This is a genomic window from Pedobacter segetis (assembly GCF_016623585.1).
GTDB lineage: Bacteria > Bacteroidota > Bacteroidia > Sphingobacteriales > Sphingobacteriaceae > Pseudopedobacter > Pseudopedobacter segetis.
This window is the reverse complement of record NZ_JAEHFY010000008.1, coordinates 43,040-69,533: the sequence shown is the minus strand read 5'-3', so window position 1 is coordinate 69,533 and position 26,494 is coordinate 43,040. Positions and strand designations below refer to the sequence as shown.

General features: G+C 36.0%; 26 protein-coding genes and 5 tRNA genes. 4 read left to right on the top strand and 27 right to left on the bottom strand.

The annotated features are described in order from the left end of the window. Positions 1–83: 83 nt before the first annotated feature. The 15 genes from nusG to I5M32_RS06900 form a co-directional block, all read right to left on the bottom strand. Positions 84–626 (bottom strand): transcription termination/antitermination protein NusG, encoded by a 543-nt coding sequence (gene nusG / locus I5M32_RS06970; protein ID WP_200585472.1) that lies wholly within the window; start codon positions 624–626, stop codon positions 84–86. A gap of 10 nt (positions 627–636) precedes the next feature. Then, positions 637–831 carry a preprotein translocase subunit SecE gene (secE, locus tag I5M32_RS06965; protein WP_200585471.1) on the bottom strand — a complete coding sequence of 65 codons (195 nt, stop codon included), beginning with the start codon at positions 829–831 and terminating at the stop codon, positions 637–639. A 17-nt stretch (positions 832–848) separates the two neighbouring features. Continuing rightward, positions 849–919: transfer RNA gene (locus tag I5M32_RS06960), tRNA-Trp, on the bottom strand. 100 nt (positions 920–1,019) lie between these two features. Further along, the gene (gene tuf / locus I5M32_RS06955) at positions 1,020–2,207 is read right to left on the bottom strand and encodes an elongation factor Tu (RefSeq protein WP_200585470.1); all 1,188 of its coding nucleotides are present in this window, start codon (positions 2,205–2,207) and stop codon (positions 1,020–1,022) included. 57 nt (positions 2,208–2,264) lie between these two features. Then, positions 2,265–2,336: transfer RNA gene (locus I5M32_RS06950), tRNA-Thr, on the bottom strand. A gap of 108 nt (positions 2,337–2,444) precedes the next feature. Then, positions 2,445–2,517 (bottom strand) — tRNA-Gly (locus tag I5M32_RS06945). 82 nt (positions 2,518–2,599) lie between these two features. After that, a tRNA-Tyr gene (locus I5M32_RS06940) sits at positions 2,600–2,680 on the bottom strand. Between the two features lie 31 nt (positions 2,681–2,711). Beyond that, positions 2,712–2,784 (bottom strand) — tRNA-Thr (locus tag I5M32_RS06935). 170 nt (positions 2,785–2,954) lie between these two features. Next, a complete protein-coding gene (hpf, locus tag I5M32_RS06930) occupies positions 2,955–3,296 on the bottom strand; it encodes a ribosome hibernation-promoting factor, HPF/YfiA family (RefSeq protein ID WP_200585469.1) in 342 nt (113 codons plus the stop codon). Between the two features lie 13 nt (positions 3,297–3,309). Then, positions 3,310–4,188: a tyrosine-type recombinase/integrase gene (locus I5M32_RS06925; RefSeq protein ID WP_200585468.1), complete on the bottom strand. Its 879-nt coding sequence runs from the start codon at positions 4,186–4,188 to the stop codon at positions 3,310–3,312. A 72-nt stretch (positions 4,189–4,260) separates the two neighbouring features. Then, entirely contained in the window at positions 4,261–4,449 is a 189-nt protein-coding gene (gene rpsU, locus I5M32_RS06920; RefSeq protein ID WP_200585467.1) for a 30S ribosomal protein S21, read from the bottom strand. Between the two features lie 315 nt (positions 4,450–4,764). Further along, entirely contained in the window at positions 4,765–6,357 is a 1,593-nt protein-coding gene (locus tag I5M32_RS06915) for a MutS-related protein (RefSeq protein ID WP_200585466.1), read from the bottom strand. 307 nt (positions 6,358–6,664) lie between these two features. Then, positions 6,665–7,831, bottom strand: coding sequence for an acyl-CoA dehydrogenase (locus I5M32_RS06910; RefSeq protein WP_200585465.1), 1,167 nt, complete (start codon positions 7,829–7,831; stop codon positions 6,665–6,667). 124 nt (positions 7,832–7,955) lie between these two features. After that, positions 7,956–8,486, bottom strand: coding sequence for an adenine phosphoribosyltransferase (locus tag I5M32_RS06905; protein WP_200585464.1), 531 nt, complete (start codon positions 8,484–8,486; stop codon positions 7,956–7,958). Continuing rightward, complete coding sequence (locus tag I5M32_RS06900; RefSeq protein WP_200585463.1) at positions 8,486–9,397, bottom strand: ComEA family DNA-binding protein; 912 nt, start codon at positions 9,395–9,397, stop codon at positions 8,486–8,488. Before I5M32_RS06900 ends, I5M32_RS06905 begins: the two co-directional genes overlap by 1 nt. A gap of 144 nt (positions 9,398–9,541) precedes the next feature. On the opposite strand from I5M32_RS06900, the gene I5M32_RS06895 reads away from it, so the two are divergent. Continuing rightward, positions 9,542–11,296, top strand: coding sequence for a lysophospholipid acyltransferase family protein (locus I5M32_RS06895; RefSeq protein ID WP_200585462.1), 1,755 nt, complete (start codon positions 9,542–9,544; stop codon positions 11,294–11,296). Between the two features lie 52 nt (positions 11,297–11,348). Next, complete coding sequence (locus I5M32_RS06890; RefSeq protein ID WP_200585461.1) at positions 11,349–11,849, top strand: gluconokinase; 501 nt, start codon at positions 11,349–11,351, stop codon at positions 11,847–11,849. A gap of 70 nt (positions 11,850–11,919) precedes the next feature. Here the strand turns inward: I5M32_RS06890 and I5M32_RS06885 are convergent, their stop codons facing one another. From I5M32_RS06885 to rpsT, 12 genes are all read right to left on the bottom strand, one after another. Beyond that, positions 11,920–13,320, bottom strand: coding sequence for a hypothetical protein (locus tag I5M32_RS06885; RefSeq protein ID WP_200585460.1), 1,401 nt, complete (start codon positions 13,318–13,320; stop codon positions 11,920–11,922). Positions 13,321–13,424: 104 nt separating this feature from the next. Continuing rightward, a complete protein-coding gene (locus tag I5M32_RS06880; protein ID WP_200585459.1) occupies positions 13,425–16,226 on the bottom strand; it encodes a TonB-dependent receptor in 2,802 nt (933 codons plus the stop codon). Positions 16,227–16,310: 84 nt separating this feature from the next. Then, a complete protein-coding gene (locus tag I5M32_RS06875) occupies positions 16,311–16,811 on the bottom strand; it encodes an Mpo1 family 2-hydroxy fatty acid dioxygenase (RefSeq protein WP_200585458.1) in 501 nt (166 codons plus the stop codon). A 237-nt stretch (positions 16,812–17,048) separates the two neighbouring features. Continuing rightward, the gene (locus tag I5M32_RS06870; protein ID WP_200585457.1) at positions 17,049–17,360 is read right to left on the bottom strand and encodes a hypothetical protein; all 312 of its coding nucleotides are present in this window, start codon (positions 17,358–17,360) and stop codon (positions 17,049–17,051) included. Between the two features lie 65 nt (positions 17,361–17,425). Next, positions 17,426–18,988, bottom strand: coding sequence for a ribonuclease Y (gene rny, locus I5M32_RS06865; RefSeq protein WP_200585456.1), 1,563 nt, complete (start codon positions 18,986–18,988; stop codon positions 17,426–17,428). 217 nt (positions 18,989–19,205) lie between these two features. Beyond that, positions 19,206–19,502: a cell division protein ZapA gene (locus I5M32_RS06860; RefSeq protein WP_200585455.1), complete on the bottom strand. Its 297-nt coding sequence runs from the start codon at positions 19,500–19,502 to the stop codon at positions 19,206–19,208. Between the two features lie 23 nt (positions 19,503–19,525). Further along, positions 19,526–19,816: a hypothetical protein gene (locus I5M32_RS06855; RefSeq protein ID WP_200585454.1), complete on the bottom strand. Its 291-nt coding sequence runs from the start codon at positions 19,814–19,816 to the stop codon at positions 19,526–19,528. A gap of 16 nt (positions 19,817–19,832) precedes the next feature. Then, on the bottom strand, positions 19,833–19,985 hold the full coding sequence (locus I5M32_RS06850) for a hypothetical protein (RefSeq protein WP_200585453.1): 153 nt from the start codon (positions 19,983–19,985) through the stop codon (positions 19,833–19,835). 219 nt (positions 19,986–20,204) lie between these two features. Next, on the bottom strand, positions 20,205–22,601 hold the full coding sequence (gene pheT, locus I5M32_RS06845; RefSeq protein WP_200585452.1) for a phenylalanine--tRNA ligase subunit beta: 2,397 nt from the start codon (positions 22,599–22,601) through the stop codon (positions 20,205–20,207). Between the two features lie 341 nt (positions 22,602–22,942). Continuing rightward, complete coding sequence (locus I5M32_RS06840; RefSeq protein WP_200585451.1) at positions 22,943–23,527, bottom strand: Uma2 family endonuclease; 585 nt, start codon at positions 23,525–23,527, stop codon at positions 22,943–22,945. Between the two features lie 34 nt (positions 23,528–23,561). Next, a complete protein-coding gene (gene radC, locus I5M32_RS06835) occupies positions 23,562–24,263 on the bottom strand; it encodes a RadC family protein (protein ID WP_200585450.1) in 702 nt (233 codons plus the stop codon). 221 nt (positions 24,264–24,484) lie between these two features. Then, a complete protein-coding gene (gene rpsT, locus I5M32_RS06830; RefSeq protein ID WP_200585449.1) occupies positions 24,485–24,736 on the bottom strand; it encodes a 30S ribosomal protein S20 in 252 nt (83 codons plus the stop codon). 144 nt (positions 24,737–24,880) lie between these two features. Here rpsT and I5M32_RS06825 point away from each other — a divergent pair, with 144 nt between their 5' ends. Both I5M32_RS06825 and I5M32_RS06820 read left to right on the top strand, forming a co-directional pair. Continuing rightward, complete coding sequence (locus I5M32_RS06825) at positions 24,881–25,846, top strand: zinc dependent phospholipase C family protein (RefSeq protein ID WP_234461887.1); 966 nt, start codon at positions 24,881–24,883, stop codon at positions 25,844–25,846. 67 nt (positions 25,847–25,913) lie between these two features. After that, positions 25,914–26,486, top strand: coding sequence for a hypothetical protein (locus I5M32_RS06820; RefSeq protein WP_200585448.1), 573 nt, complete (start codon positions 25,914–25,916; stop codon positions 26,484–26,486). Positions 26,487–26,494: the final 8 nt, after the last annotated feature.

Below are 26,494 nucleotides of genomic sequence, written 5' to 3'. Positions count from 1 at the left end.
AGATTTTTATAGATATGAGTAGAGAGATGTGAGATTTGAGAACCAAAAAGTCTCATTTCTCAAATCTAACATCTCAAATCCGATTATTCTTTTTCTACCTGCATATAGTTAAGCTCTAAAGGAGTTCTACGTCCGAAAATCTTAACCATAACTTTTAATTTTTTCTTTTCCTCGTTTACCTCTTCAATAACCCCAGAAAAACCGTTGAAAGGGCCGTCCATAACCTTGATGTTTTCCCCTACATAGAAAGGCACATTCATGGTTTCGCCTTGTTCTGCCATTTCATCAACCTTGCCTAAAATCCTATTTACTTCGGCAGGTCTTAGAGGAACTGCATTGCCGGCCTTATCTCCTAAAAAACCGATAACACTATTTACGGCTTTAATGATTTGCTCTAGCTCTGCATTTAAAGCCGTTTCTATTAAAACATATCCAGGATAATAATTTCTCTCTTTGGCTATCTTTTTACCATCACGCATTTGATAGTATTTTTCCATCGGTATTAACACCTGAGGAACCAAATGAGTAAGACCTAAACGACTTATCTCTGCATCAATATATTGCTTAACCTTTTTTTCTTTCCCACTTACCGCCCTTACAACATACCATTTCAACTGATCACTCATTGTTTATATATTATGCAAATGATTTGTACATTAACTTTAGCAAGTTACCGGCAGATTCATCCATCGCTAAAATGATTAAAGCAATAATTAAAGAAGCCACTAAGGTAATAACAGCACTATTTTGAAGTTCGCTCCAAGTAGGCCAAGTAACCTTTTCGGTTAGCTCTGTATAAGATTCTTTTATATATTCTGCAATACCAGCCATTCTTATTATCTCGTTAGCACGGGAACAAGGATTCGAACCCTGATCAAAGGTTTTGGAGACCTCTATTCTACCGTTGAACTATTCCCGTTTTTTTTAATCTCTAAATAAAGACCAAGACTTTTATTTAGATAAAAAGTACTTAGGGAAAAATTCCCTAAGTACTCATTTATTTTAACTCTTAAAACTGATTAGTTTAAGATTTCGGTTACCTGGCCAGCACCTACTGTTCTACCACCTTCACGGATAGCGAAACGTAAGCCTTTTTCCATTGCGATTGCGTTGATCAACTTAACGGTAATTGTTACGTTATCACCCGGCATTACCATTTCAACACCTTCTGCCAATGTAATCTCTCCGGTTACGTCTGTAGTTCTGAAGTAGAATTGAGGACGGTATTTGTTAAAGAATGGTGTATGACGACCACCTTCAGCTTTAGATAATACGTAAACCTCGGCTTTGAAATCTGTATGAGGAGTTACTGAACCCGGCTTACAGATAACCATACCACGACGGATATCGGTTTTCTCAATACCACGTAACAATAAACCTACGTTATCACCAGCTTCACCTCTATCTAAGATTTTACGGAACATCTCAACTCCGGTTACCGTAGATTTTAAGTTTTCAGCACCCATACCTAGAATATCAACAGCTTCACCAGAGTTAATAACACCTCTCTCGATACGACCTGTGGCAACTGTACCACGACCTGTGATTGAGAAAACGTCTTCAACTGGCATTAGGAAAGGAAGGTCTGTTAAACGTGGAGGAATTGGAATGTAATTATCTACAGCTTCCATTAGTTCCAAGATTTTTCCTACCCATTTTTCATCGCCATTTAATCCACCTAGAGCAGATCCTTGGATAACCGGGATATCATCACCTGGGAAATCGTAAAATGATAATAATTCACGAATTTCCATTTCAACTAGTTCTAATAATTCTGGATCATCAACCATATCCACTTTATTCATGAACACAACTAATGAAGGAACACCAACCTGACGAGCTAACAAGATGTGCTCACGAGTTTGTGGCATTGGCCCATCTGTAGAAGCAACCACGATGATAGCACCATCCATTTGGGCAGCACCAGTAACCATGTTCTTCACATAATCCGCGTGACCTGGACAGTCAACGTGTGCGTAGTGACGGTTAGCAGTTGAATACTCAACGTGGGCCGTATTGATAGTGATACCTCTTTCTTTTTCTTCTGGAGCAGAGTCAATAGAAGCGAATGAACGAGCTTCTGAATAACCTGCATCTGCTAAAACTTTAGTGATAGCCGCAGTTAATGTAGTTTTACCGTGGTCAACGTGACCGATTGTACCGATGTTAAGGTGTGGTTTACTACGGTCAAATTTTTCTTTTGCCATGATTTTATACTTATTACTAGGTTAATTTTTATATTTAATTCTATCTATTACCTTTTGAGCCAAAGATGGGACTTGAACCCACGACCTCTTCCTTACCAAGGAAGTGCTCTACCGCTGAGCTACTTCGGCTTATTTTTAGTTCGTATTGTTCAATAATAAAATAGTCCATTAGAAATCTAAGAACTATTTAAGAGAACTTTTTAAACCACAAAACGCTCTTTTAAAGGAGCTCAAATGAGCGGAAGACGAGGTTCGAACTCGCGACCTATAGCTTGGAAGGCTATCGCTCTACCAACTGAGCTACTTCCGCTTTTTTAATTGTTGAATAGTGAAGTTTGTAATGATAGAATGTTTCTACCGTTGAAAAATTTAACTTTCAATCATTATCCAAGTGGGGGGAGAAGGATTCGAACCTTCGAAACCGAAGTAACGGATTTACAGTCCGTCCCATTTGACCGCTCTGGAATCCCCCCATCTCTAAAAAGCACTCAGGCCATCTAGATGAGCCTCCTATCGGGATCGAACCAATGACCTACTGATTACAAGTCAGTTGCTCTACCAGCTGAGCTAAGGAGGCTTTTTTTATTACTTTAATGAACTATTTGTTTACGCCCCTTTTTCTCTTTTGCCTAAGGGACTGCAAAACTACGAAAATTAATATTTGAACAAAATTTATTTCAAAAAAAAATCAATGAATTTTTAACTCACTGATTTTTGATAATTGTTGCCAATATTTTTTATGGCTAATTAAATTGAAACCGGTTGATTTGCTAAATCTTTATGGCTATTTTCATGAGAGCGGATTTTATCTTTATGTTTATTGATTTGCTTCCTCAAACACTCAATACATAAATCTGTGGCTTCTTCAAAGCTCTTGCACTCTTCTTTTGCAAATAAGGTACTCCCTGGGATCATTAATTTTATCTCTGTAGTCTTATTCGTTTCTTCAGAAATGTTCCCCACTTTTAGATAAACTTCTCCGCTGATAATCTGATCATAAAATTGATCTAACTTGTTTACCTTTTTTTGAATGAATGCCAATAACTTTTGATCAGCATTGAAATGGATAGATTGAATTCCAATTTTCATTTTTCCTCCTTTTTTAAGCCTTTGGATGAGCTTGTTTGTAAATTGATTTTAGTCTTTCTATTGAGTTATGGGTATAAACCTGCGTGGCCGCAAGATTTGAGTGCCCCAGTAAATCCTTAATTGCATTAATATCTGCTCCTTTATTTAGCAGCGCAGTAGCAAAAGAGTGGCGTAAAACGTGTGGACTTCTTTTGCTTTGCGTTGAAACGTAAGTTAGATATTTTTGAACCAACCTGTATATAAATTTAGAATAAACCGCCGATCCGGTATTGGTAACGATCAATGTTTCGTTATTCCCAGAAAAAACTTGTTCTGCCTTTAAGGCCAGATATTGATCTAATAAGTTTGATAACGATAGATGAATAGGAATTATTCTTTCTTTATTGCGTTTACCCAAAACTTTAATGGTTTTTTCTTTTGGGAGATAATCTTTAACTTTTAGCCCAATGAGCTCGCTTAATCTAATACCGGTACCAAAGAGCATCTCTATTACCAGTTTATCCCTGTTCCCAGCAAAAGAACCCTCAAAAAAGTCTGCATCTAATAATTGTGCTATTTTATCTTCATTGATAAAAGTTGGGAGTTTTTTGGCAACCTTGGGCGCCGTTATTTTGATGATTGGATTTTCTTCAATCAAACTCTCTTTTAACAGGAATTTATAAAGAGACCGTAAAGCAGATAATTTTCTGTTCACAGAACGGGAGTCCATCTCATCATCCATCAAACTTACCATCCAAGCCCTAATAAAGTGATGGTTTGCTTGTAAAATATCTGTTTCTAAAGAGGTTAAGTGTTGGGAATATTGCTGTAAATCTGTTTTATAGGCAATTAAGGTATGTTTAGAATACCTTTTTTCATATTGTAGATAATTGTAAAAACGCTCTAAAACCATAAAACTACTTGCACATTCACTAAAAGTGAATATACAAATAGTTTATATATTGAAAGAAATAATCTAAAAAGATTATGCTTCTTGGTTCATTCCTTGAACGTAAATTGCGTGTTTCACTTCCATACGGCGAGCTACAGATTTTTTCTCATAAGCTTGACGGCTACGAAGTTCTCTTAAAACACCGGTTTTCTCGAATTTCTTTTTAAAGCGTTTTAATGCTCTGTCAATTGATTCGCCATCTTTTACATTGATAATGATCATTTATTAAATACCACCTTTCTATCCCTTTTTAAAATTCTGTTGGGGCTGCAAAGATAGAACAATTATTGTTAATGAGAAAAGATTTTGGTAGTTAAGGTTTTACAAAGTTTAAAAAAGTGCTACTTTTTGATCGAGAATGAGCGGCCGTAATTGTAACCTTCATTAAATCCTTCTTTAAAATAGGTCCAATTTAGAATAACTCCGATAATAAATGTAAAAAGAATACCTAAAAAAAAGAATTTGATGTCGCGTTTAGTTAAGTCTGTTTTTTTTCATACTCAAATTTATTTAAAAACTTGAATATTACGAATAGTCTTATTCCTTAAATTTATTTTGATCCAAAGCTTGAGAAATTGAAATGGCCTCGTCAATTATACTTTTTGGATATTGATTGACCTCTAGAATTTTGATGGCATTTCTGTTGATGAGTTTCCCTTTTTTGATTTGATAATCAAAATCTACGGATTGATTTCCAACGCTTTCACTAAAATGATATAGATCGTATTCATCTATCAGTAAATCTGCTAGTTCAATATCATGTGTGGAGACGAAAACTTGGTTGTTGTTTTTTGCAAGATAGGATAAAACAGCTTTCCCCGCCGCTATCCTCTCAACGGTATTTGTGCCCTTAAAAATCTCATCTAACAAAAAAAGATGCGGCTCAGTGTCTTGGCTTTCTTCTATCATTTTTTTTATGGAAAGCACTTCTTCAAAATAATAGCTTTTATCGTTCAGCAGATCGTCGCTTATCCTTATCGCCGAATAAAGCTTGAGCCGAGGCATGGAGAAATCTTTAGCAAAACAGGTGTTTAACGTTAATCCGGTTAAAACATTGATTCCTATTGCCCTGATAAATGAAGATTTCCCCGACATATTAGAACCCGTTAACAGTATAGATTTATCAGTTAATGCAATGTTATTTTTTACGCAGTCTTTAATGAGGGGATGATAAATCTCATTTGCCAAAATTTGAGGATTAGGGATAATTGTGGGGATACAAAAACACCCTAAACCGTGTCTTAACGATGCTATGGCGCATAAGCTGTCTATCTCGCCAACAAAGTCGAAAATTTCTTCTACTTCTTTTCTCTTATTATCCAAACGGGTTAAAATACCGAAAAGCATCATAGGTTCCAACAGAAACATTATTTTTAAGAGTTCTAAAAAAGCCCAAACAATTACCGCAAGATCGCCTTGAACATTATTCTCCATACGAAAAATGATCATGCGTTTTTTTAGACCCCCAACCGAATTGAGCGCTTGCTGAAGGTTGAGGTTTATTTTTTGGAAATTACTGTTCTTAAACAATGTGAAAGCTACTTGGTGCAAGTTGAGTAACTGAGGCAATGAGGCTAAATAAGCGTTCAGATTGCTTTTATTCCAATAATGCACTCCTAAATTGATGATAAAAGTAGCTAAGAAAACAAAAAACAGATGTGCATTAAAGAACATCAAAACAAAAGAGGCCAAACTGGTAAAGGCCAATAAATTGACCATGGGAAACCATTTTGGCCGTTCTATGTGTTGATCTTGAAATAAGTTGCTGATATAAAAAGAGTTATCGTTTTTTAGTTTGGAGAGTTGCATCTGCACATCTAGCCTAAAACTTGGGCGTTCTTTTAATAAATAAAGTATTTCTTCTCTAGTCTTTATTTTTTCTGATGGGTGTTGAGGGATTGTTCTTAAAAGATGATAATAATATTGCTGCCCAACTTTGGAGGTTGTTCTATCTAAGGTTATAAATAGATCTTGAAAATCTAGATCGTTACAGGTTTTATCACTTAAAACTTGGTAAGCTCCTGTTTGGTCTTTTTTTCTGAAATACTTTTCTATTTGGCTAAAATTGAAATAATCATCTTTGATCTTACCAAAAGAGTTATTCAGGTTTTCTCTTACTTTACTTTTCAATGGGGTTAAATTATATCCTGTAAAAGCTAAAATTGTATCTTACTAAGGAGATGGTTTCCTTTATTTTGATTTCGATGCAAATTACTTGATTTAAAGCTTCAAAAGAAAAATAAAATGTTTTAAAGGAAAGCGGTTTCTATTGGTAAAGGTATAAAATCAAAAAATCTTAGTTTTTTAACCTTTATTAAAAAGTAATGGCAGAAGTTGATAAACCTGATTGTACGGAAAGCCCGCAGGGGAGTGCGAGCGGACTTGGAGGGAAAGCAGGACTGACATTGTTATGAAAGCCAGCCCCTGCTTTTCAAATTTATCTTAATATTTCCCTGGCTATTACCACTTTTTGTATCTCGCTTGTGCCTTCGCCGATGGTACAGAGCTTACTATCGCGATAGTATTTCTCTACGGGGAAATCTTTTGTATAACCGTAGCCACCAAATATCTGTACGGCTTCTGTTGCCGCTTTTACGCAAACCTCTGAGGCGAAATATTTTGCCATGGCAGATTGTTTAGTGACGTTTACACCTCTGTTTTTCATATCGGCAGCTTGATAAATCAACAATTCTGATGCTTCTATCTCTGTTGCTAGATCTGCCAGTTTAAAAGCAATTGCTTGAAAACTGGAAATGGGCTGGCCAAATTGGTGGCGTTCTTTTGAGTAATCTAAAGCGGCTTGGTAAGCTCCCTTTGCAATACCTAAAGAAAGTGCGGCAATAGAGATCCTACCTCCGTCTAATATTTTCATGGCTTGCTTAAAACCATCTCCTTGGTTGCCCAATAGGTTTTCTTTGGGTACTCTTACATTATCAAAAATTAGTTCTGTGGTTTCTGAAGCCCTCATCCCCAATTTATTTTCTTTCTTACCTGCAGAAAATCCTGACGTTCCTTTTTCAATAACTATTGCAGAAATCCCTTTAGAATCTCCTTTTTCTCCGGTACGCACCATTACTACGGCAATGTTACCAGATTTACCATGGGTAATCCAGTTTTTAGAGCCGTTAACAATATAATGGTCGCCTTGTAAAACCGCTGTGGTATTCATCCCCAAGGCATCAGAACCTGTATTTGCTTCGGTTAAGCCCCAAGCCCCGATCCATTCTGCAGTAGCCAGTTTGGGCAGCCATTTTTTCTTCTGTTCTTTGTTGCCAAAGGTTAAAATGTGCCCTGTACACAAAGAATTATGTGCCGCAACCGATAAGCCGATTGAGCCACAAACTTTGGCAACTTCTTCTATTACTTTTACATATTCTAAATAACCAAAGCCAGAACCGCCATATTCTTCTGGCACTAAAACACCCATTAATCCTAGTTCGCCTAGTTTTTTAAAAAGCTCTATGGGGAAAGTTTGTGCCTCATCCCACTCCATTACGTGGGGTTTAATATGTTTTTGGGCAAAGTCCCTAACCATTTGGGCAATCATGGTCTGGCTTTCTGATTGGGTAAAATTGTATCCTTGTTGTGCTTTATTATCGGTCATAAAATATTTGGTTAACCCTCAAAGTACCTATAAATTAGGTAATTCTTTGTATCAATTTTATGTACGAATTAAAGCCGATTTGGTTTTTAGTCTAAATATTTAGCGGATATTATTTAAAGGTATTTTATTGATAGCGGGCGAGCGATAAATTATTTTCAGAATATTTTTCCAATCTTTCGTTTCCGTTCAAAAAATCTAGGCTGATCAAAAAAGAATAGCCTGCAATTTTACCTTCCATTTTTTCTATGAGTTGTGAGGTTGCCACAACGGTTCCTCCAGTTGCCAATAAATCATCGTGGATTAGGATTTTTGCGCCTTTTTCAAAAGCATCTTCATGGATTTCTATGGTTGCCGTACCGTATTCTAAATCATAAAATTGTTGGATGGTTTTAAAAGGCAGTTTCCCTGCTTTCCTTATCGGGATAAAAGGTTTGTTTAATTTGTTTGCCAACATCAATCCAAATAAAAAACCCCGGCTTTCTATACCTGCAATTGCATCAAAATCTAGGTCTTGGGTTTGTTTTACCAAGGCATCAACTATATCGGTACAAAGTTTTTGGTCTTTTAAAATCGGGGTGATGTCTTTAAATATGATACCCGGCTTTGGGAAATCTGGAATGTCTCTGATGGCATTTTTAATTTGGTTTTCTAACATTAGAATTTGAGATATGGCGTTATTTTTTGGATTATTTCTGGGTTTAGGATTACAATCTTACTCAAATCATTAGCGTTTTTATAATTTCCATGCTGCTTTCTGTAGGCAATGATGGCATTAGATTGCTTATAATTGAGATATGGGAAATTTTTAAGCCCATCAAAAGTACACTCGTTGATGTTAATAAAAGTGAGATTACTATCATCAACCTTTATTTGTGGCTTAATTTGTTCAAATTTTAGAGAATCTAGGCCATAAACTTCTCTTAATTGGTTGATATTTATGAAACCGCCTAATTTATTTCTGTATTTGATGATGCGTGATGCAAAAGATGGGCCTATCCCGCTGATAGTTGTTAAAGTGGTAGAATCGGCAGTATTGATTTCTACCATTACACCTTGTTTATGTTTTTGTGGATAAGCTGGTTTAGAACCGGGATAATCAAAAGATTTTACGGTGTTTTGATCTTCAGGGATTTTAATATAAGGTTCTATTTCCTCAAACTTTTCTGCCGATATCACAAACATCTTTTTAACATCTGCTTTGCTTCTAAACTTACCGCCTTTAGCTTCATAGCTTTTTATACTGTTTGCCTGTTTTTCTGATAAACCAAGCTTCATCCAATTTTGTACGGATAGGTTGTTTGGATTAAAATTGAAAAGATCTGCTCTATGCTTTCCTATTTCGGCATGATCACCATCATTACTATATAGATCGTTTTTATCCTTAAATTTTTCTATCTCTTTAATTTGGGGCCGTAAATTTTCTACCGTAACCTTTACAGGTTGATAGGTAAATTTTTCCCAAACATAGGGGGTAATATAAAAAAGTGCCATTACAAAAAGAAAAACTACCAAGCCTCTCATCTCGCCGGGCGTAAACTCAAAAAATCCTTTTACTTTTTTATTCACTAAATTGTGCTTTATTTTTCCTAATGTACCAACAATCCTATAAATAAGTAAGTTATGAAGTAAAAAAATTAATTTGTTTAAATTTGAAGATCATCTAGTATTTTTACCTTTTAGTTAAGACCAATTTTAGCTCAATTTTTTTTAATGAAGATCATTACCTCAGAAGAATTTGCAAAAGCAACCAAGCTAAATAAATTAAGAATGCCCGGGCTTGCTTCATTGTTGATGGAGATTATGAAGATAAACGACATTAACGATACTTTTGAAGCAGCCGAGAACTTTGAAGGTGTTGAGTTTGTAGATGAAATACTTAGATTAGTTGGCGTTAAAGTAGAAATTAGCGAAAACGATTGGAAAAACATCCCATTAGAGGGTGCTTTTACTGCAATAGCCAATCATCCTTATGGAGGAATAGAAGGGCTTATTTTAATTAAGGTTTTGTGTACCATTAGGCCAGATGCCAAGGTAATGGCCAATTTTATCCTCAAAAAGATCCCTAACCTTAGCGATTTTTTTGTAGCGGTAAACCCTTTTGAAAATATAGAGCATTCATCAAGCATCAGTGGTATTAAAACCACATTGGGTTTATTAAAATCGGGCACTCCTATTGGTATTTTCCCCGCGGGCGAAGTTTCTACGTATAAATTGGGCCAACAACAAGTTACAGATAAACTATGGCACCCGGTAGTGGGCAAAATAATTAACAAGGCAAAGGCTCCGGTGCTGCCCATTTATTTCCACGGCAACAACGGCTTGTTATTTAACCTATTGGCATTGATACACCCAACTTTAAGAACCGCAAAATTACCTTCTGAATTGTTTAATAAAAAAGGACATACCATTAGAGTAAGAATTGGGAAGCCAATAGCTTTTAACGACATTCCGGATAATACCAACAATACCAGCATGTTAGCCTATTTAAGGGCTAAAACCTATGCTTTAGGTGCCGGTTTAGAAAATGAAAGAAAGATCTTTAATCACCAGAACCTTTTTAAGGTTAATAAACAACCTGATGATTTGGCCGAGCCTATTTCACAAGAACTGATTGAAGGCGAAGTAGAAAACCTAAGAGAAAACTACCTAGTTTGGACAGAGAAAAACTACGAGGTTTTTATAACCCCTACCATCCATATTACCAATATCATCAAAGAAATAGGTAGGTTAAGAGAAATTACTTTTAGGGAAGTTGGCGAGGGAACCAATAAATCATCAGATCTGGATGCTTATGACATTTACTATAACCATCTATTTATATGGGATTTTGAGGCAAAAATGATCGTAGGTGCCTACAGAATTGGTAAAGGCGATGAGATTTATTATAGCTACGGGAAAAAAGGGTTTTACACTTATGAGCTTTTTAAGATCAAAGAACAATTTTACCCAATTTTAAGGCAAAGTTTAGAATTGGGAAGGTCTTGGATCAGAAAAGAGTATCAGCAACGCCCCCTGCCTTTATTTTTATTGTGGAAAGGGATCTTAAAATATTTGATCGATAATCCGAAATATAAATATCTGATCGGCCCGGTTTCTATAAGCAATGCTTTTAGTAAATTCTCAAAATCTTTGATTGTCAACTTTATTTATCGCAATCATTTTGATGCGGAGATGGCGCAAATGGTAAAACCCCGTAAACAATTTAAGGTAGATTTTTCTAAAATAGATGCCGATATTTTGACGGCGAGCAGTAGCTCTTTAAAAAATTTAGATAGCCTTATCGGCGAGATTGAAACATCGCACATCAAAGTGCCCGTTTTGTTGAGGCAATATATCGCATTAAATGCAAAAATAATCTGCTTTAACATAGACCCCAAATTTTCTGATTGTTTAGACGGATTTTTGGTTTTAGATCTTGAAAGCGTACCCACCGATATGTTGGAGAAACTAGGGAAGAATCTTTAGGTTGAGGTTGAGGTTGGGGTTGGGGTTGGGGTTGGGAGATAAAGCTTAAGGTTTGGAAAAAGAAAAATATATTATCGTTATTGGTGTTTCTGGAAGTGGTAAAACGCTAATTGGCAAAATGTTGGCGAAAGCATTAGCTATCGAATTTATGGAGGGCGATGATCTTCACCCAAAAGCGAACATCGATAAAATGAAATCTGGGATTGCTTTAAATGATAGTGATAGATGGCCTTGGTTAAATATCATCAAAGAAAAAATATCTGCTAAAATAGTTGCTAAAAAAAGTTTTGTATTAAGCTGTTCTGCCTTAAAGGTTGCTTATAGAGATTTATTGAGAGAGGCTGGGAACATTCGGTTTTTATTTTTAAATGTTTCTGAAGAAGAGGTTGCAAAACGTTTAAAGCATAGGGAAGATCATTTTATGCCTTCCTCGTTGTTGCACAGCCAAATAGAAGCTTTAGAAAATCCATCATCTCAAGAAACCGATGTGATTTTTATAGATGCCGGTAAAAAACCAGAAATGGTGGTTAGTGATTGCATTTCCAAATTATAGATTGAGTTTTCTGTTACAACAAAAAAAGGAAGCCGTTTGGCTTCCCTGTATTTTAAATTACTGTTATAACTTAATTAAATTTCGCTCCGGTGGCAGCAGAAGAACCTGTTTTTAATGTGAAATTAGGTGCTGTTAAACTAAAAGGTGAGTTTAATAAAGTCTGGGAAGTAGCCTCGTTTATATTCAAATTACCCTTAGAAGTAAAATAAGATTTCAATAGATCAACCGAAGCGAATGAAGGAATTGAACCTGATGCGATTATATCTAAATTAGGGACATAAGATTGGTAAATATTATTGGTGATCAAAGATGAACCATCGGTTAAAGCATCTCCGGTTTCCTTATCACGAATATTTAAACCGTATTTGAAACCTATAAAGATTGAATTTCCTAGGATCATTTTAGAACCCCTTCTCCAAAGATTTGCATGCTCATGTTTTGGATCAACCGAAGCCAAAGCCGCTGAACTTGAAACCGGGCCAATAATGGTCATGTTTGAAATAACCGGGCGAGTTCTTGGTGTTGTGGTAAAAGCAGATTCAGAATTGTCTGATTCGATACCATTGGATTGCCCTGCTTGGTCTGCTAATTGGGGATCTCTTTGGCCTACGCAGAATTGCAGCTTACCAACAAAGCCGTTATCAAAATCAAAAGAATCATCTACATTAGAAACAGAAATTAGGTGCTTACAATTAACCGTACCGCCAAACCATTCATAAGAATCGTCACCAGAAAAAGAAACTTCAACGTAATCTATCGTGGTTCCCGTACCAACAGAGCCAAACGTTAATCCATTTATTTCATTGTTTGGTTGAAAAGCGATGCCAGGGAACTCGATACGAACGTATTTCATAATCCCAGAGTTATCCGCAGGATCTGTACCACCATGGTTACCTTCGGTAGTAACGTTTACCCCTCCTTCAATCACGCCAACACCACCTGGTATATTGTTAGGTGCTTTACCTAATAAAATAACCCCTCCCCAATCACCAGGAGACCTTGAACCTTTTGCCAAATTTGAAGTAAATATAATTGGTTTAGAGGCTGTACCTTCGGCAGCAATTTTAGCACCCTGTTGTACAATGATGGTTCCTTTACTAGATTTGTCGCCTCTTAAAATAGTACCTGCCGGGATAGTTAAGGTAACGCCAGATTTTACGTAAACAAATCCGGATAATAAATAAACCTTAGAAGCATCTAAAGTGGTGTTTGTAGTTATATTTCCCGATAATGTTGCATTTGTAGCTGGATAATCAGTATTCTGAGGATTGTAATTAGCCCAACCAGAAGTCCAGTCTGTATTACCAAAAGCACCTTTATAATTCACTCTCTCAAAGAAAGAACTATTTAAACTTTCAGAATTATCACCTATGATTACTGGGTCGCCACCACTTGAGGTTTTTTTACAAGATGCAAATACAGAGATCCCGATTACAGAGGCTAAGAAAATTTTCGATTTAAAGTTTTTCATTTTTTCGTCTTTGTTTTTTTTTGTAAAAATATCCTAGCTAAATTACCTTAAGGTTATTTTAAGATTAAGAAACCTGTTACTTTTGGTTAAGCCAATGTTAAGCTTTATTTAAAAGTATAGGCAAAGCTCAAAGACACACTAGATCCATATCTCTCCGAGATATTTATATAATCAGAATTTTTATCAAAGCTTCCGTTTTTATTGGCATCCTGATAAAAAATACCTTTATTGTTTAGTATATCGCTATAATTTATCTTAAACTCTCCTTTAGAATTAGCCACCTTTTTTGAAAGTTGGAAATCTAAAATATTACGTGGGTTCTCATAAATATCCCCATCTAGGACATTTCCTACGGCATAAATCCTTTTCCCTATCCTATTATACAATAAACTAAGGCCAAAGGGATTAATTGAAGGCGAAATATATTGTAAACCGGTATTTATCAGATATGGCGACTGGCCTTGAAGCGGTCTAAAACCATCTTTATTTACCAACTTTGATACAACAACTCTAGATTTGATATATGAGGCATTTGCGCTAAATGTTATGTTTTTAAATCTGTCGCCAATAAAACCTAAAGATTTCCTGATTTCTGCTTCTACTCCAAAAAGCGTGGCAGATTTAGCATTTGAATACCCAACCGTACGCCCGCTGGTGCCCAATTGCAAAGTTTGCTCTATGGGCAAATCAAAACTTTTGAAAAACGCCGATATAGAAAATGTTTCTCCGTTGTTGGGATAGGTTGCAAATCCAAGATCTAGATTGATAGTACTTGATTGTTTTAGTTTAGAATTTCCCTGTACAGAAATATTTTTATTGAAATCGTAAAAAGAAAAAGGCGCTATTTCCCTAAACTCTGGCCTTCCAATTGTTTTTGACCCAGATAACCTAAAATTAGATTTTTCTGTTAAATTATAGATCAAGTTAACAGAAGGAAGCACATTTACGTAGGTGGTATCAACTATAATAGGTGTGTATGAATTATCGGCACTTGTAAGTTGTTGCCTGTAAGATTCAAGCCTTACACCTGCCCCCACCCTTAATTTTTCCTTCACAAAGCCATCAAACATTACATAACCGGCATTTAACAAAGATCTAGAATCATAGGCGTCGCTCCCGTTTGTTATCTCATCTAAAACAAAACCTTTAGGCCTGATGTTATCGGCAGCAAATATCTGATCTTGCGGTAATGATAATGCAGCGTTATCATCAAAATTAACATCCTTAATAAAACCTATTACCCTTGCTTTAAAGTTTCTTTTTCTTAGCTGGCCAAAATATCCGAATTTTAGCTTATTGTTGTCTCTAAACCATTTTACAGGAAAAACAACGTTTGTTGCAGCTCCGTAAGAGTTTTCATTTAATAGCGATGAAAAGTTACCCCCCAATCTTGGATCAGAAGATCCGTTTGGCACCGAAGCTATACCCTGTGAATATTCCATCCTTTTAAACCCAGGTTCTTTCCTATCTGTATTTGCATAGTTAAGGTTCCAATCTAATTTTACCTTTCTTGCTTCAGAAAGCAAATGTTCGCCGCTAAGCTGGTCGCTAATCAATGAACGCTGTAATAAATAATTCGCAGTTCTAGAAAACGGCTGACTACTTTCATCTACACCGATCCTATTGGTAAATTGACTTTCTAAAACTCTATTGTATAGATTTTTTAGGGCAATTTTGTTGTTCCCCCATGAATACGCAAAGTTTGCCAGCCCGCCGATATTGGTATTATAGCTATAAACTTGGTCATTAAACTTGTCTCCCACGTTTTGCCCTGTGTAAGCTATTTGGTTAACGTCTTTTAAACGCTCGTCATAGCGATAAGAAAGAGACAAGATCGTCCCGAATTTATTATTGTTATCGTAAATCTTGCTGTTCCCATAATTTGCCTGGAAAATTGGCCCTAATTTAGAAGTTACATTATTGTAGCCCCAATTATTTTTAAAAGCTCTTGAAAGTTCAAATCGCTCTGGCCCTTGGCTCGGTAAAGCCAAATACTCGGCTTTTGAAGGAAAGCTTGAAGGAATATCCCTGCCTTTATCATAAAAACCAAAAATTTCGTTTCCGCTTTTAGGAGCGGTCAAAAAATCTTTAAAAGTTGATTGCGTGTTGTAAGAAGTACCTAATGAAAGATTTAGGAACTTTGAATCGGGGAAATCTTTAGTGGTTACCTGAACAACACCACCAGAAAAATCACCCGGAATATCTGCCGATGCGGTTTTGTTAACTACAATTGCATCAATTAAATTTGAAGGGATGATATCGAAAGAAAATGCTTTTCTATCAACTTCCGTATTTGGCAACACGGCATTATTTAGCATGGCAGAGTTATACCTATCAGATAACCCTCTAACTACTATAAATTTATTATCCTGAATTGATGCACCGCTTACTCTTTTTAGAACTTCTGAGGTGTTTTTATCAGGCGATCTTTTAATGATGTCTGATGAGATGCCGCTTGAGATACTAATATTGTTTTTCTGTTGTGCATACAAAGCCCCAACAGAAGCCTTTCTGTAAGAAGCGGTTACCACAACTTCGTTTAAGGCTTGCGTAGCAGCATCTTCCATGATAATGTTTAAGCTTGTTACCGCACCTGATTTCACTTCTACTCCAGTAATGCTTTTGGTTTGGTAACCTATGTATCTAAAAGTTACATTGTATTTACCAGGAATAAGATTAGGGATAACAAACCTACCCTCCACATCGGTAGCGCTGCCTTTATTTGTCCCTTCAATACCAATACTTAAACCAATTAAGGTTTCACCTGTTTTTTTATCGGTTACTTTACCCGCAATTTTGCCTGTTTGCGAAAAAACAGACGTTGTAATCAAAATTAGAACAATACTGATTTTTATAGATTTTAGAAAGAACTTTTGTTTCACTTTTGCATGTTTTAGTTGCTGCAAAAGTATTAGGCTAATGTTACGGGCTTGTTATGTAAAGATTAATTAACCATCACTACAATGTTAATTTAACGTTAATTATACACTTTAATAGCTGATTTTCAATCTTTTCAAGATAAAGTGCATCAGCCAAAGCGGCCCGATCAATAAAAATTTCAAATCATCCAAAAAAGAAGGTTTTTTTCCCTCAATTTTATGCCCGATGAATTGCCCGATCCAGGCTAAAACAAAGATAATTAAGCTTACCTGCCACAGATCTGGCCCACCGGCTTTTTCTAAATGCTCTAACTGTACAATAAAGAAATAACAAATTGCAAAAAAGAAAAGCATGAGGTAAGATAATATCGGCGAAAGCCTTAAATAATAATAAATAGTAGCTGCCATTACCAAAGAAAACCAATTTAAAAACATATTGTATTTCCCTAAGAAAGCTATATGGGGGAAAGGGATAGCGGTAATTAAACCGATGATGCTAAAAACTATCAATGGCACACAAACCCAATGGATGATTTTATTGGTCGGGTTTTGATGACTTTCAGAATACTTATCGAAAAGGATGTCTATTTTTCTTTTTTCTTCTATTTTCATATTATCTCTTAACTTTTTTAGCATAATTGAAACCGAAACAAAGGTAATATTAAATTTATGTGCATTGATGTTGAAATTGAGCTTGATTATCTTCATCGTTTGAGACATAGGATTCTGTATGAATGTTATGAAACTTTCTTGAATACGATTAATTTAAAAATCAAAGATTTAAGCGATCTAACTAAACAAAAAAAGCGATGAAAAACCATCGCTTTTAAAAATATTTAGGGAAAGTGATTATTTGAGCATAAAATTGAAGATAGCCAATACAGAACCGATAATAGCTAAAAACTGAACTAAACCAACTATAAAAATTGATTTATGCACATTAGTAATTTTATCTGACAGAGAAATTTCTGCTTTTTGTATCCTATCAATTAATTCGACTTTATCTTTTTGAGTAAGAAATAATTCTTTGCTTACTTCAAATTTTTGATGTTGCCTATCATCAATCTCATCCAATACTTCAGAAATAAAACCAGCATCTTCGTTTGAAAATTTATACCTCACAAAAATCTCTGAAACTTTTAATTTTAATGTAGCGTCCATAATTTCAAAATCTATTTTTAAAGATAGCAATAAGTTCTCAAACCTACTGTCTCAAATATATTTCTTTATTTAGCGTAAGCTACACTCCTGGTTTCCCTAATCACGGTTACCTTAATCTGTCCAGGATAGGTCATTTCTGTTTGTATGCGGTTAGAGATATCGGCCGCTAAGATTTCTGATTGCGCATCGGTTATTTTTTCGCTCTCTACCACTACACGTAATTCTCTACCAGCTTGTATGGCAAAGGTTTTTTCAACACCGGGGTAAGATAACGCCAAACTCTCTAGCTCTTTTAACCTTCTAATGTAGCTTTCTACCACTTCACGTCTTGCGCCCGGCCTTGCCCCAGAAATAGCATCACAGGCCTGGATAATTGGCGAGATCATAGAAGTCATCTCAATTTCATCATGGTGTGCACCAATGGCGTTGCAAATCTCGGGATGTTCTTTATATTTCTCTGCCAGTTGCATCCCTAAAATTGCGTGAGGCAATTCTGGGTTATCATCTGGCACTTTACCAATATCATGGAGCAAACCAGCCCTTTTTGCCATTTTAGCATTTAAACCCAGCTCAGATGCCATGGTTGCGCAAAAATTGGCTACCTCCCGAGAGTGTTGCAACAAATTTTGGCCATAAGAAGAACGGTAACGCATCCTGCCAACCATCCTGATCAATTCTGGGTGCAAACCATGTATTCCAAGATCTATAACCGTACGTTCGCCGATCTCTACTATTTCTTCTTCAATCTGTTTTTGCGTTTTGGCAACAACTTCCTCGATCCTGGCCGGGTGGATACGCCCGTCGGTTACCAAACGGTGCAGCGCCAAACGGGCAATCTCTCTTCTAACCGGATCAAATCCCGATAAGATAATTGCTTCTGGCGTATCATCAACTATAATCTCGATCCCCGTTGCAGCTTCTAAGGCCCTAATATTTCTACCCTCGCGGCCAATGATCCTTCCTTTGATCTCATCGTTCTCTATGTTAAAAATAGAAACTGTATTTTCAATTGCAGATTCTGTTGCGGTACGTTGTATGGTTTGTATAACCACTTTCTTGGCTTCTTTTGCGGCTGTTAACCTTGCATCATCAACAATATCTTTAATAGATGCCATTGCGTTTGTGCGGGCTTCTTCTTTTAAATTTGATACCAATTGCTCTTTTGCCTCATCAGCAGATAAACCAGCAATAGCCTCTAATTGTACAATATGCTGACTTTTTAATGTTTCAGCCTCTTCTTGTTTGTTCTTTAAGATCTCGGCTTGTCGCTCGAAATTTTCCTTTGCTTTTTCTAATTCCTGCTCTCTTTTTGCAGCATTATCGATCTTTGCGTTTAAAGATTGTTCTTTCTGTTTTAAAGTGTTTTCCCGCTGTGCGGCGGCAACATTCTTTTGGTTGATCTCTTGCTCATGATCGGCTTTCATTTGCAAAAATTTCTCTTTTGCTTCTAAAAGTTTGTCTTTTTTTAGTATCTCGGCCTTGCTTTCTGCCTCCCTTAAAATCTTTTTAACTTTATTCTGCGCCGCAACTTCCTGCTGCTTCAAAAGTTGTCTTAATAAAAATCTTCCTATCACAATACCTAGCCCTAGGGCCACTATTGCAATAATCAAGTAAATCAATATTTCCATAAATCGTAATTAAAATTGTAAAAAAAAACCGCATTAAATTTTAGACCTCATGTATCGTAAACTTATCGATCACGTTTAGGGTTTAAGCCGTAAACAGATGGCAAATGCCAAATGAATGATGCTTTTGTAACCCTTCTTTATATCGAAGTGTTAAGTTTTTTAATAGTGAAACCTAAAATCTAACACGGTTAGATCTTATATGCTTATATAAAGAACGTTATTTTGCGTCGGTAAAAAAATCGTTTAACAAGCTATCTAATTGGTAAACCTTCTCTGCTACATCCGTATCTTCATTACTCGCCTTCTTTTCTGCATGTATGCTTGCAGAGGCGTAATGTAACACACACATAGAAAGCAAGTCCTGTTTATCTTTAACCGCATACTTCTCTTGAAGTTCTTTAATACGGTCATTGATCAATTTGGCAGCTCTCCTCACCACTTCTTCCTCTTCCATGTTGATCTTTAAGGGATAAACACGGTCGGCAATATTTATTTTTATCGAGATTTCTCCCATCTTAGCATTAGGTTCACAATGTATCACTTATTAAGCAATACAATACACTTATCTATTTCCCGCACAAATTCGTTAATTTTTTGCTTTATGTCAAATGTTTTCTCACTAGTTCCCTCTAAACTTTTTGCTATCTTCAAAACCCGCAGCTTTTCTTCCAGATCTTTTCGCTTATTTTCACTGGTTTCCAAGGCTACTTTCAAGCTCTCGTTTTCCAGATTTAACAAGTCGTTATGCTCTTGTAAAGCTTTAGACAAATCTACCAGCTTTTGGGTGCGATCCAACACCTGATCTAATTTCTTAGCAATTACAGACATTTATTTTATTTGAATTTTATTTTTTGTTGGTTGATATTATTATTTCTTTTTTGTTGTTTTTATTATCGGTTTTATCTTTTCGTTTCGGAAATAATAAAATTAAGCTTTCTACTTTTCTAATACTCGCTTTTTCAGCTATTTTCAATTGAGAAGAGTATATTATCTTCACTTTTAATCTTTAGTTTTTATAATTATTTGTGCGTTTTAACACGCTATCCACTATATCTTTTTTTGCTATTTGCTAAGTGACAAGAGCAAAAAAAGGATGCCGTTCCTATCGTTAACGCCTTATATTGTCGCAATATAAATCTGTTATTTATTTATAAATTCTAACCAATAAATCATTAATGAGCATTAGAACTTACACCTTTAAGTCTTCTGCGAAAATCTATCTTATCTCCGCTCCCGCCTCTTTACCGAAGTTAGCAATTAATTTTTTCATAATACCGTCAATCTGTGAATCTGTTAAGGTTTTCTCTTCATCTTGGAGGATAAAACTCAAAGCGTAAGATTTTTTTCCTTCAGGTAATTTATCACCTTGGTAAACATCAAAAACGTTTACTTCTTTCAATAAACTCTTTTCGGTTTTTATGGCAATGCGTTTTAAATCCTCAAAATTAACGGCCTTATCCAATAACATAGATAAATCCCTTCTTACCGCTGGGAATTTAGAAACTTCTTGATAGCTTATTTTATTGTTTTTTACCAACATCAATAACATATCCCAATCAATATCCGCATAAAAAACAGGTTTGGAAACATCGGCCTTTTTCAGTTCTTTTGGAGCTACCGCACCAAAACTAACCAATGCTTTAGCACCTTTTCTGTAAGCAATCCCGTAAGAAAAACCATCACTTTCAATAGTATCGGATTGTAATTTATCAATGTTCAATCTTTTCAGAATTCCATCAACAACTGCCTTTAAATGATAGAAACCGATTGTTTTACCGGTTTGGTTCCATTGTTCTACCTCGGCCTTGCCACTCATAAAAACAGCAAGATGGTTGGCTTCCTTATACTTTCCGTTTTCTGTTTGATATGTTTTGCCAAACTCGTAAAACTTCACATCGGCGGTTCTTCGGTTTTGGTTATAAGCAACCGCTTCTAAACCAGAATAAAGCATACTTTGGCGCATCACGTCTAAATCAGAACTTAAGGGGTTTAAAATTTTAACGGCCTTATCAATATCTTTAGAGTAAGAAGATTTTGTTAACGAATTAGACAGGACCTCATAAAAACCGTTTGCAGTCAACATATCTGCAATGGTATTTTGTAGGGTTTCTTTATCAGGTTTTGGCGAAACGTTCAAAGACGCATTCACTTTTTGGGGAATTTCGATGTTATCATAACCATAAATCCTCAATATCTCTTCGATCACATCAACAGGGCGGGTAACATCTACCCTGTAAGTTGGTACTTTTAATGAAAGTACATCGGTAGTTTCTTTTATGATATCAATATCCAAAGATTTGATGATAGAAATAATTTCCCCTTTAGGAATGGCTTTCCCAATCAGTTTTTGAACGCGGTCAAAAGTCAGCTCAACTTCAAATGGAGCAACCGGATTTGGGTAATGGTCAAAAATATCGGAACTGATTTCCCCACCTGCAATTTCTTGGATCAAAAAAGCCGCCCTTTTTAACGCAAAAACTGTCATTTCTGGATCGGTACCTCTTTCAAAACGGAAAGAGGCATCTGTTTTTAAGCCAAACCTTTTAGAGGTTTTTCTTACCGATACCGCATTAAAATAAGCGCTTTCTAAAAATATATTCTTGGTACTTTCTTTTACCCCAGAACCTACCCCACCAAAAACGCCGGCAATACACATCGGTTTTTCGGCATCGCAAATCATCAGATCATCAGCGGTAAGCGTTCTTTCTACCTCATCTAAAGTGGTAAATTTTGTGCCTTCTGCACATTTTTTAACGATTACTTTTTTACCGATAATTTCATCGGCATCAAAAGCGTGTAAAGGCTGCCCAAGATCATGCAGCACAAAATTGGTAATATCAACGATATTGTTTATCGGGCGCAAGCCAATTAAAGCTAACTTTTCTTTTAACCATTTTGGAGAATCCAGAACGGTAACGCCAGAAATGGTTACGCCAGAATATCTTGGAGCGGCATCTACATCCAAAACCTCAACTTCAATTTTATTATTTTGGTTTGCAACTTTAAAAGCATCAACCGAAGGTTTGATGATATTGGTCTTTAAATAAGCCGCCAAATCTCTGGCAACACCTAAGTGTGAGGCTGCATCGGCCCTGTTTGGGGTTAAACCAATCTCGAAAACAAAATCATCGTTAAGTTTAAAATAATCTTTGGCTAAAGTTCCTATCGGCGCATCTTCTGATAAAACCATAATCCCATCATGCCCTTTGCCCAAGCCAATTTCATCCTCGGCGCAAATCATCCCTTCAGAAACTTCGCCCCTGATCTTGGATTTGTTGATCTTAAAAGGCTCGCCATCTGTTGGGTGTACATCGCAACCTACTGTGGCAACCACCACTTTTTGGCCAGCGGCTACATTTGGTGCGCCGCAAACGATCTGTAAATCCTCTCCACTGCCAATATCAACTTTTGTAATGCGCAACCTATCTGCGTTGGGGTGTTGGGTACATTCCTTAACATAACCTATTACCAAACCTTCTAACCCACCGGGTATGGCTTGCACTTTATCTAAACTTTCTACCTCCAAACCTATTGCAGTGAGTATCGTAGAAATTTCGTCTTGGTTTTTATCTGTATTTAGAAAGGTTTTAAGCCAGTTATAGGAAATCTTCATGTAATTTTATTCTGAAAGGCAAAAATAAGAAATAGATTGGATTTTGGAGCAACCACAGGAGCTTGCAGAGTTTTTGCAAAGAAAAAACAGAGGTGGATGATGAGTTTATTCTAGTACAATTAAATTCTATAACTCTAGATTAAGACATTTTTTATTAACCGCTGAAGACTCAAATTTCACACAGCTAGATGGATAAAATATTTTTACGTTAAAATCCTGTTTATCTCAACATCCTATAAACCCTGATTAAAACAATTTATTTAACTGCAGAGACGCAAAGTTATCAAAGCTAAACGACAAGAAAGAAGGAAAGCATTTAAAACCTGTCTCATTCTAAGAAACTAATCTTGGTTAAAAATATCTTCTATTTTTAATTCAAAGCCAGGCAAAACTGCTGTTGTTAAGACATTCCCTTCTATAAAAGGACGATTGGCATAAAAAAGACCATCGGGATGTAGAATATACTTAACTAAATTTTTTTCAATCGGGCTTACCATCCAATATTCTTTTACACCATGTTCTTGATAAACATCAAATTTATTGCTCATCTCCTTTTTACTGTTGCCAGGAGAAAGAATTTCGATTACAATATCCGGTGCACCAATGCAACCTCTTTCATCTAACTTTGATAAATCACAGATTACACAAATATCTGGCTGTAACACGGTATAAACTTGCTTATCAGACTTAGATTCTTTCGGGAAACGAACATCAAAAGGCGCAATGTAAACCTTACAAGATTGATGTTTTAAAAAATTGTAAATAGAATAATATAAAAAACCTGTATAATCCTGATGAAATCTGTTAGGCACAGGTGTCATTTTAAAGATTTTACCTTTGATCAATTCCAAACGCTCGTCAAACCTCCATTTAAGATAATCTGCATAAGAATATGTTTTGTCTAAGTCTAAATCTGAGAATTGCATAATAAAATCTCTAATCAAAAATACAATTAATTAGCTAAAGTATGCCCTCGTCTGCAAAACTATAAAAACCATCATCAGTGATGATCACATGGTCCAAAACACCAATATCCATTAGCCTACCCGCCGCAACCAGTTTTTTTGTTAAAGATATATCGGCTTGGCTAGGTTTTAGGTTACCCGAAGGATGGTTATGGCTCAAAATAATATTGGCCGCATTATTATCTAAAGCTGCTTTAAAAACTATTTTTGAGTCAACGATAGTTCCGGCTTGCCCACCTTTAGAGATCAGGATCTTATGTGTCAACTTATTTGATTTTGCCAAGATCAAGATCCAAAACTCTTCATGCGTTAGATCTTTGTAATAAGGCAATAGCACATTAAAAATATCCTTAGATGTGTTTATTTTTTGGATGGGCGGCAATTCAATTTCTTTTCTCCTTCGCCCCAGTTCTAAAGCAGCAATAATTGAAATGGCCTTGGCCTCACCGATGCCTTTAAACTTACAAAGTTCCTGTACCGATAATTTGCCGAGTAAATTAATATCGTTTTGGCAAGAATGGAGAATTCTTTTGCTGAGTTCTACCGCCGACTCGGTTGTAGAACCCGAACCAATTAAAATGGCGATCAGCTCTGCATCGGATAGTGTTCTTCTGCCGTGTTGCAAAAGCTTTTCTCTTGGCCTGTCTTCTTCTGCCCAAGCTTTTATGGTAAACTTCTGTTGGTAAGGGAAATCCATAAACCAAGGTAGATAAAAAGACGGGGATTTTAAAGTAGCGGATTAGGGGGTTCTTGGTTTTAAATAATAACTTTACATAAAAACAGGAACACCGACCGCCGATTTTTCATCGTTACTATTGTGGTTAGCCATCCGCCGGCTGGCGTAAACGTCCAAATTCTTGCAATAAAAAAAGCAGGACACTTTTAAGAATCCTGCTTTTTTAAAATGTTTTTGAGAACCTATAAAGAGTTTACGAACTTAGTAAGTTTAGACTTATTATTAGCTGCTTTATTTTTATGGATTACATTTTTCTTTGCCAAGCGATCTAGCATAGAAGTAACTTTTGGCAATAAAGCAATTGCTTCTTCTTTAGAAACCGCATTACGCAACCTTTTGATAAAAGTTCTGGTAGTTTTTGCTTGATACCTGTTACGTAAACGTTTAGTAGCGTTAGCTCTGATTCTTTTTAATGCCGATTTATGATTTGCCATTGTAAGCTTTTTATTCCTTTGATTAATATCCCTTTATTAGGGGATGCAAATATAGGTTGAATAATTTTAAATACAAATTGAAAATTAAAAAAAATTAATGCTTTTTTTGTCCGATATATGAATAGCTTAGTTTAATTTTATAACATGAAAATTAGAAATTGCTTTTTATTGCTTTTAATACCTTGTTTAATGCTTTTTTCTTCTTGGGGCTTTTTTGCCCATATGAGGATCAATAGATTGGCGGTTTTTACCCTCCCGGGCGATTTGATAGGCTTTTACAAAAGCAACATCAATTACATTACAGAACATGCGGTTGATCCCGATAAACGCCGTTATGCCGATTCTTTAGAGGCCCCGAGACATTATTTAGATGCAGACCATTACGGCAAAGAGCCTTTTAAGGTAATCCCTAGAAATTGGAAAGAAGCGGCCGCAAAATTATCTGAAGACACTTTATATGCTTACGGAATTGTTCCTTGGCAAATACAAAGAACTTATACCAAATTGGTTTATGCCTTTAAAAATAGGGATTCTATTCTGATACTAAAATATTCTGATAATCTGGGGCATTATATTGCAGATGCCCATGTGCCTTTGCATACATCAGAAAATTATAACGGACAAATGACCAACCAAGTTGGCATACATGGTTTGTGGGAAAGCAGGTTGCCAGAACTTTTTGCAGATGATTATGATTATTTTGTAGGGAAGGCAAAATACATCAATGATCCTTTAAATAAGGCTTGGGACATTGTGGAGCATACCAACACAATGCTAGATTCTACCCTTACCATAGAAAAAAACCTTAGCAAAAGTTTCCCCGCCGATAGGAAATATACTTTTAACGAACGCAACAACCGGGTAATTAAAGAATATTCTATCGCATACGCCAAAGCATACCACGACGCATTGAATGGCATGGTAGAAAGGCAAATGCGCAGCTCTATTTTAGACGTGGGGAGTTTTTGGTACTCTGCCTGGGTAGATGCCGGGCAACCAGATATGAAAAACCTGATCAAAGAAACCATCACTTTAGAAGAGAAAAAGAAGACAGAGAAAGAAGAGCAACTTTACCTTAAGGGAAAGGCCTTAGGCAGGCCAGAAAATTAGATTAAAATAAAACATTTTATATAACCTAACATAACCCATTAACGTACAATGGCCAAATATCTATTGTATGAAAATAAGATTTTACCTTCTAAAACCGGTTATTTTATTCTTTTTTTTTCTCGGGTTTAATTCTTCTTACGGCCAAACGGTTGATCAAAAAAGCGGATACGTATTTGTAGGTTTGGACATCAATGTGGCTACTTTATCGTCTGCAACCAGCATAAAAACATTAATGGGCGTAAATTTTGGTTATAACAAAAAGATAGCAAACCATTTATATGCAGGTCCGCAAATTAATGCCGTTTTCATAAAATCTCCTGTTAACAAAGGGGCCAGGCTATCTTTATTTGCAGGGCCATCTACAGAAATGGAAATTAAAAGAATAGGTAAAAACCCATTAACGGCATCGCAATCTTTAAGCAATAGATTAAGTTGGGTTTTCCCTCTCAATCCAAAATCTAGCGATTTTACCTATACCGATTGCTTTAGCGTAAGCACATCTTTAAGCAATGACGAGTTCTTTGGTTTCAATAAAACTTCTGTTGATATAGGTATTGATTTTCAAGGTTATGACATAGGTTTTTACAACGGTTTAAGCCGCATGATAAGCATCAGTTCTGGAACAAGGACTTCTTTTTAATCAACTAT

Coding starts and splice junctions, on each gene's coding strand:
- nusG (WP_200585472.1), bottom strand. CDS start 626: ATGAGTGATCAGTTGAAATGGTATGTTGTAAGGGCGGTAAGTGGGAAA.
- secE (WP_200585471.1), bottom strand. CDS start 831: ATGGCTGGTATTGCAGAATATATAAAAGAATCTTATACAGAGCTAACC.
- tuf (WP_200585470.1), bottom strand. CDS start 2,207: ATGGCAAAAGAAAAATTTGACCGTAGTAAACCACACCTTAACATCGGT.
- hpf (WP_200585469.1), bottom strand. CDS start 3,296: ATGAAAATTGGAATTCAATCTATCCATTTCAATGCTGATCAAAAGTTA.
- I5M32_RS06925 (WP_200585468.1), bottom strand. CDS start 4,188: ATGGTTTTAGAGCGTTTTTACAATTATCTACAATATGAAAAAAGGTAT.
- rpsU (WP_200585467.1), bottom strand. CDS start 4,449: ATGATCATTATCAATGTAAAAGATGGCGAATCAATTGACAGAGCATTA.
- I5M32_RS06910 (WP_200585465.1), bottom strand. CDS start 7,831: ATGACCGATAATAAAGCACAACAAGGATACAATTTTACCCAATCAGAA.
- I5M32_RS06905 (WP_200585464.1), bottom strand. CDS start 8,486: ATGTTAGAAAACCAAATTAAAAATGCCATCAGAGACATTCCAGATTTC.
- I5M32_RS06895 (WP_200585462.1), top strand. CDS start 9,542: ATGAAGATCATTACCTCAGAAGAATTTGCAAAAGCAACCAAGCTAAAT.
- I5M32_RS06885 (WP_200585460.1), bottom strand. CDS start 13,320: ATGAAAAACTTTAAATCGAAAATTTTCTTAGCCTCTGTAATCGGGATC.
- I5M32_RS06875 (WP_200585458.1), bottom strand. CDS start 16,811: ATGAAAATAGAAGAAAAAAGAAAAATAGACATCCTTTTCGATAAGTAT.
- I5M32_RS06870 (WP_200585457.1), bottom strand. CDS start 17,360: ATGGACGCTACATTAAAATTAAAAGTTTCAGAGATTTTTGTGAGGTAT.
- rny (WP_200585456.1), bottom strand. CDS start 18,988: ATGGAAATATTGATTTACTTGATTATTGCAATAGTGGCCCTAGGGCTA.
- I5M32_RS06860 (WP_200585455.1), bottom strand. CDS start 19,502: ATGGGAGAAATCTCGATAAAAATAAATATTGCCGACCGTGTTTATCCC.
- I5M32_RS06855 (WP_200585454.1), bottom strand. CDS start 19,816: ATGTCTGTAATTGCTAAGAAATTAGATCAGGTGTTGGATCGCACCCAA.
- pheT (WP_200585452.1), bottom strand. CDS start 22,601: ATGAAGATTTCCTATAACTGGCTTAAAACCTTTCTAAATACAGATAAA.
- I5M32_RS06840 (WP_200585451.1), bottom strand. CDS start 23,527: ATGCAATTCTCAGATTTAGACTTAGACAAAACATATTCTTATGCAGAT.
- radC (WP_200585450.1), bottom strand. CDS start 24,263: ATGGATTTCCCTTACCAACAGAAGTTTACCATAAAAGCTTGGGCAGAA.
- rpsT (WP_200585449.1), bottom strand. CDS start 24,736: ATGGCAAATCATAAATCGGCATTAAAAAGAATCAGAGCTAACGCTACT.
- I5M32_RS06825 (WP_234461887.1), top strand. CDS start 24,881: ATGAAAATTAGAAATTGCTTTTTATTGCTTTTAATACCTTGTTTAATG.
- I5M32_RS06820 (WP_200585448.1), top strand. CDS start 25,914: ATGAAAATAAGATTTTACCTTCTAAAACCGGTTATTTTATTCTTTTTT.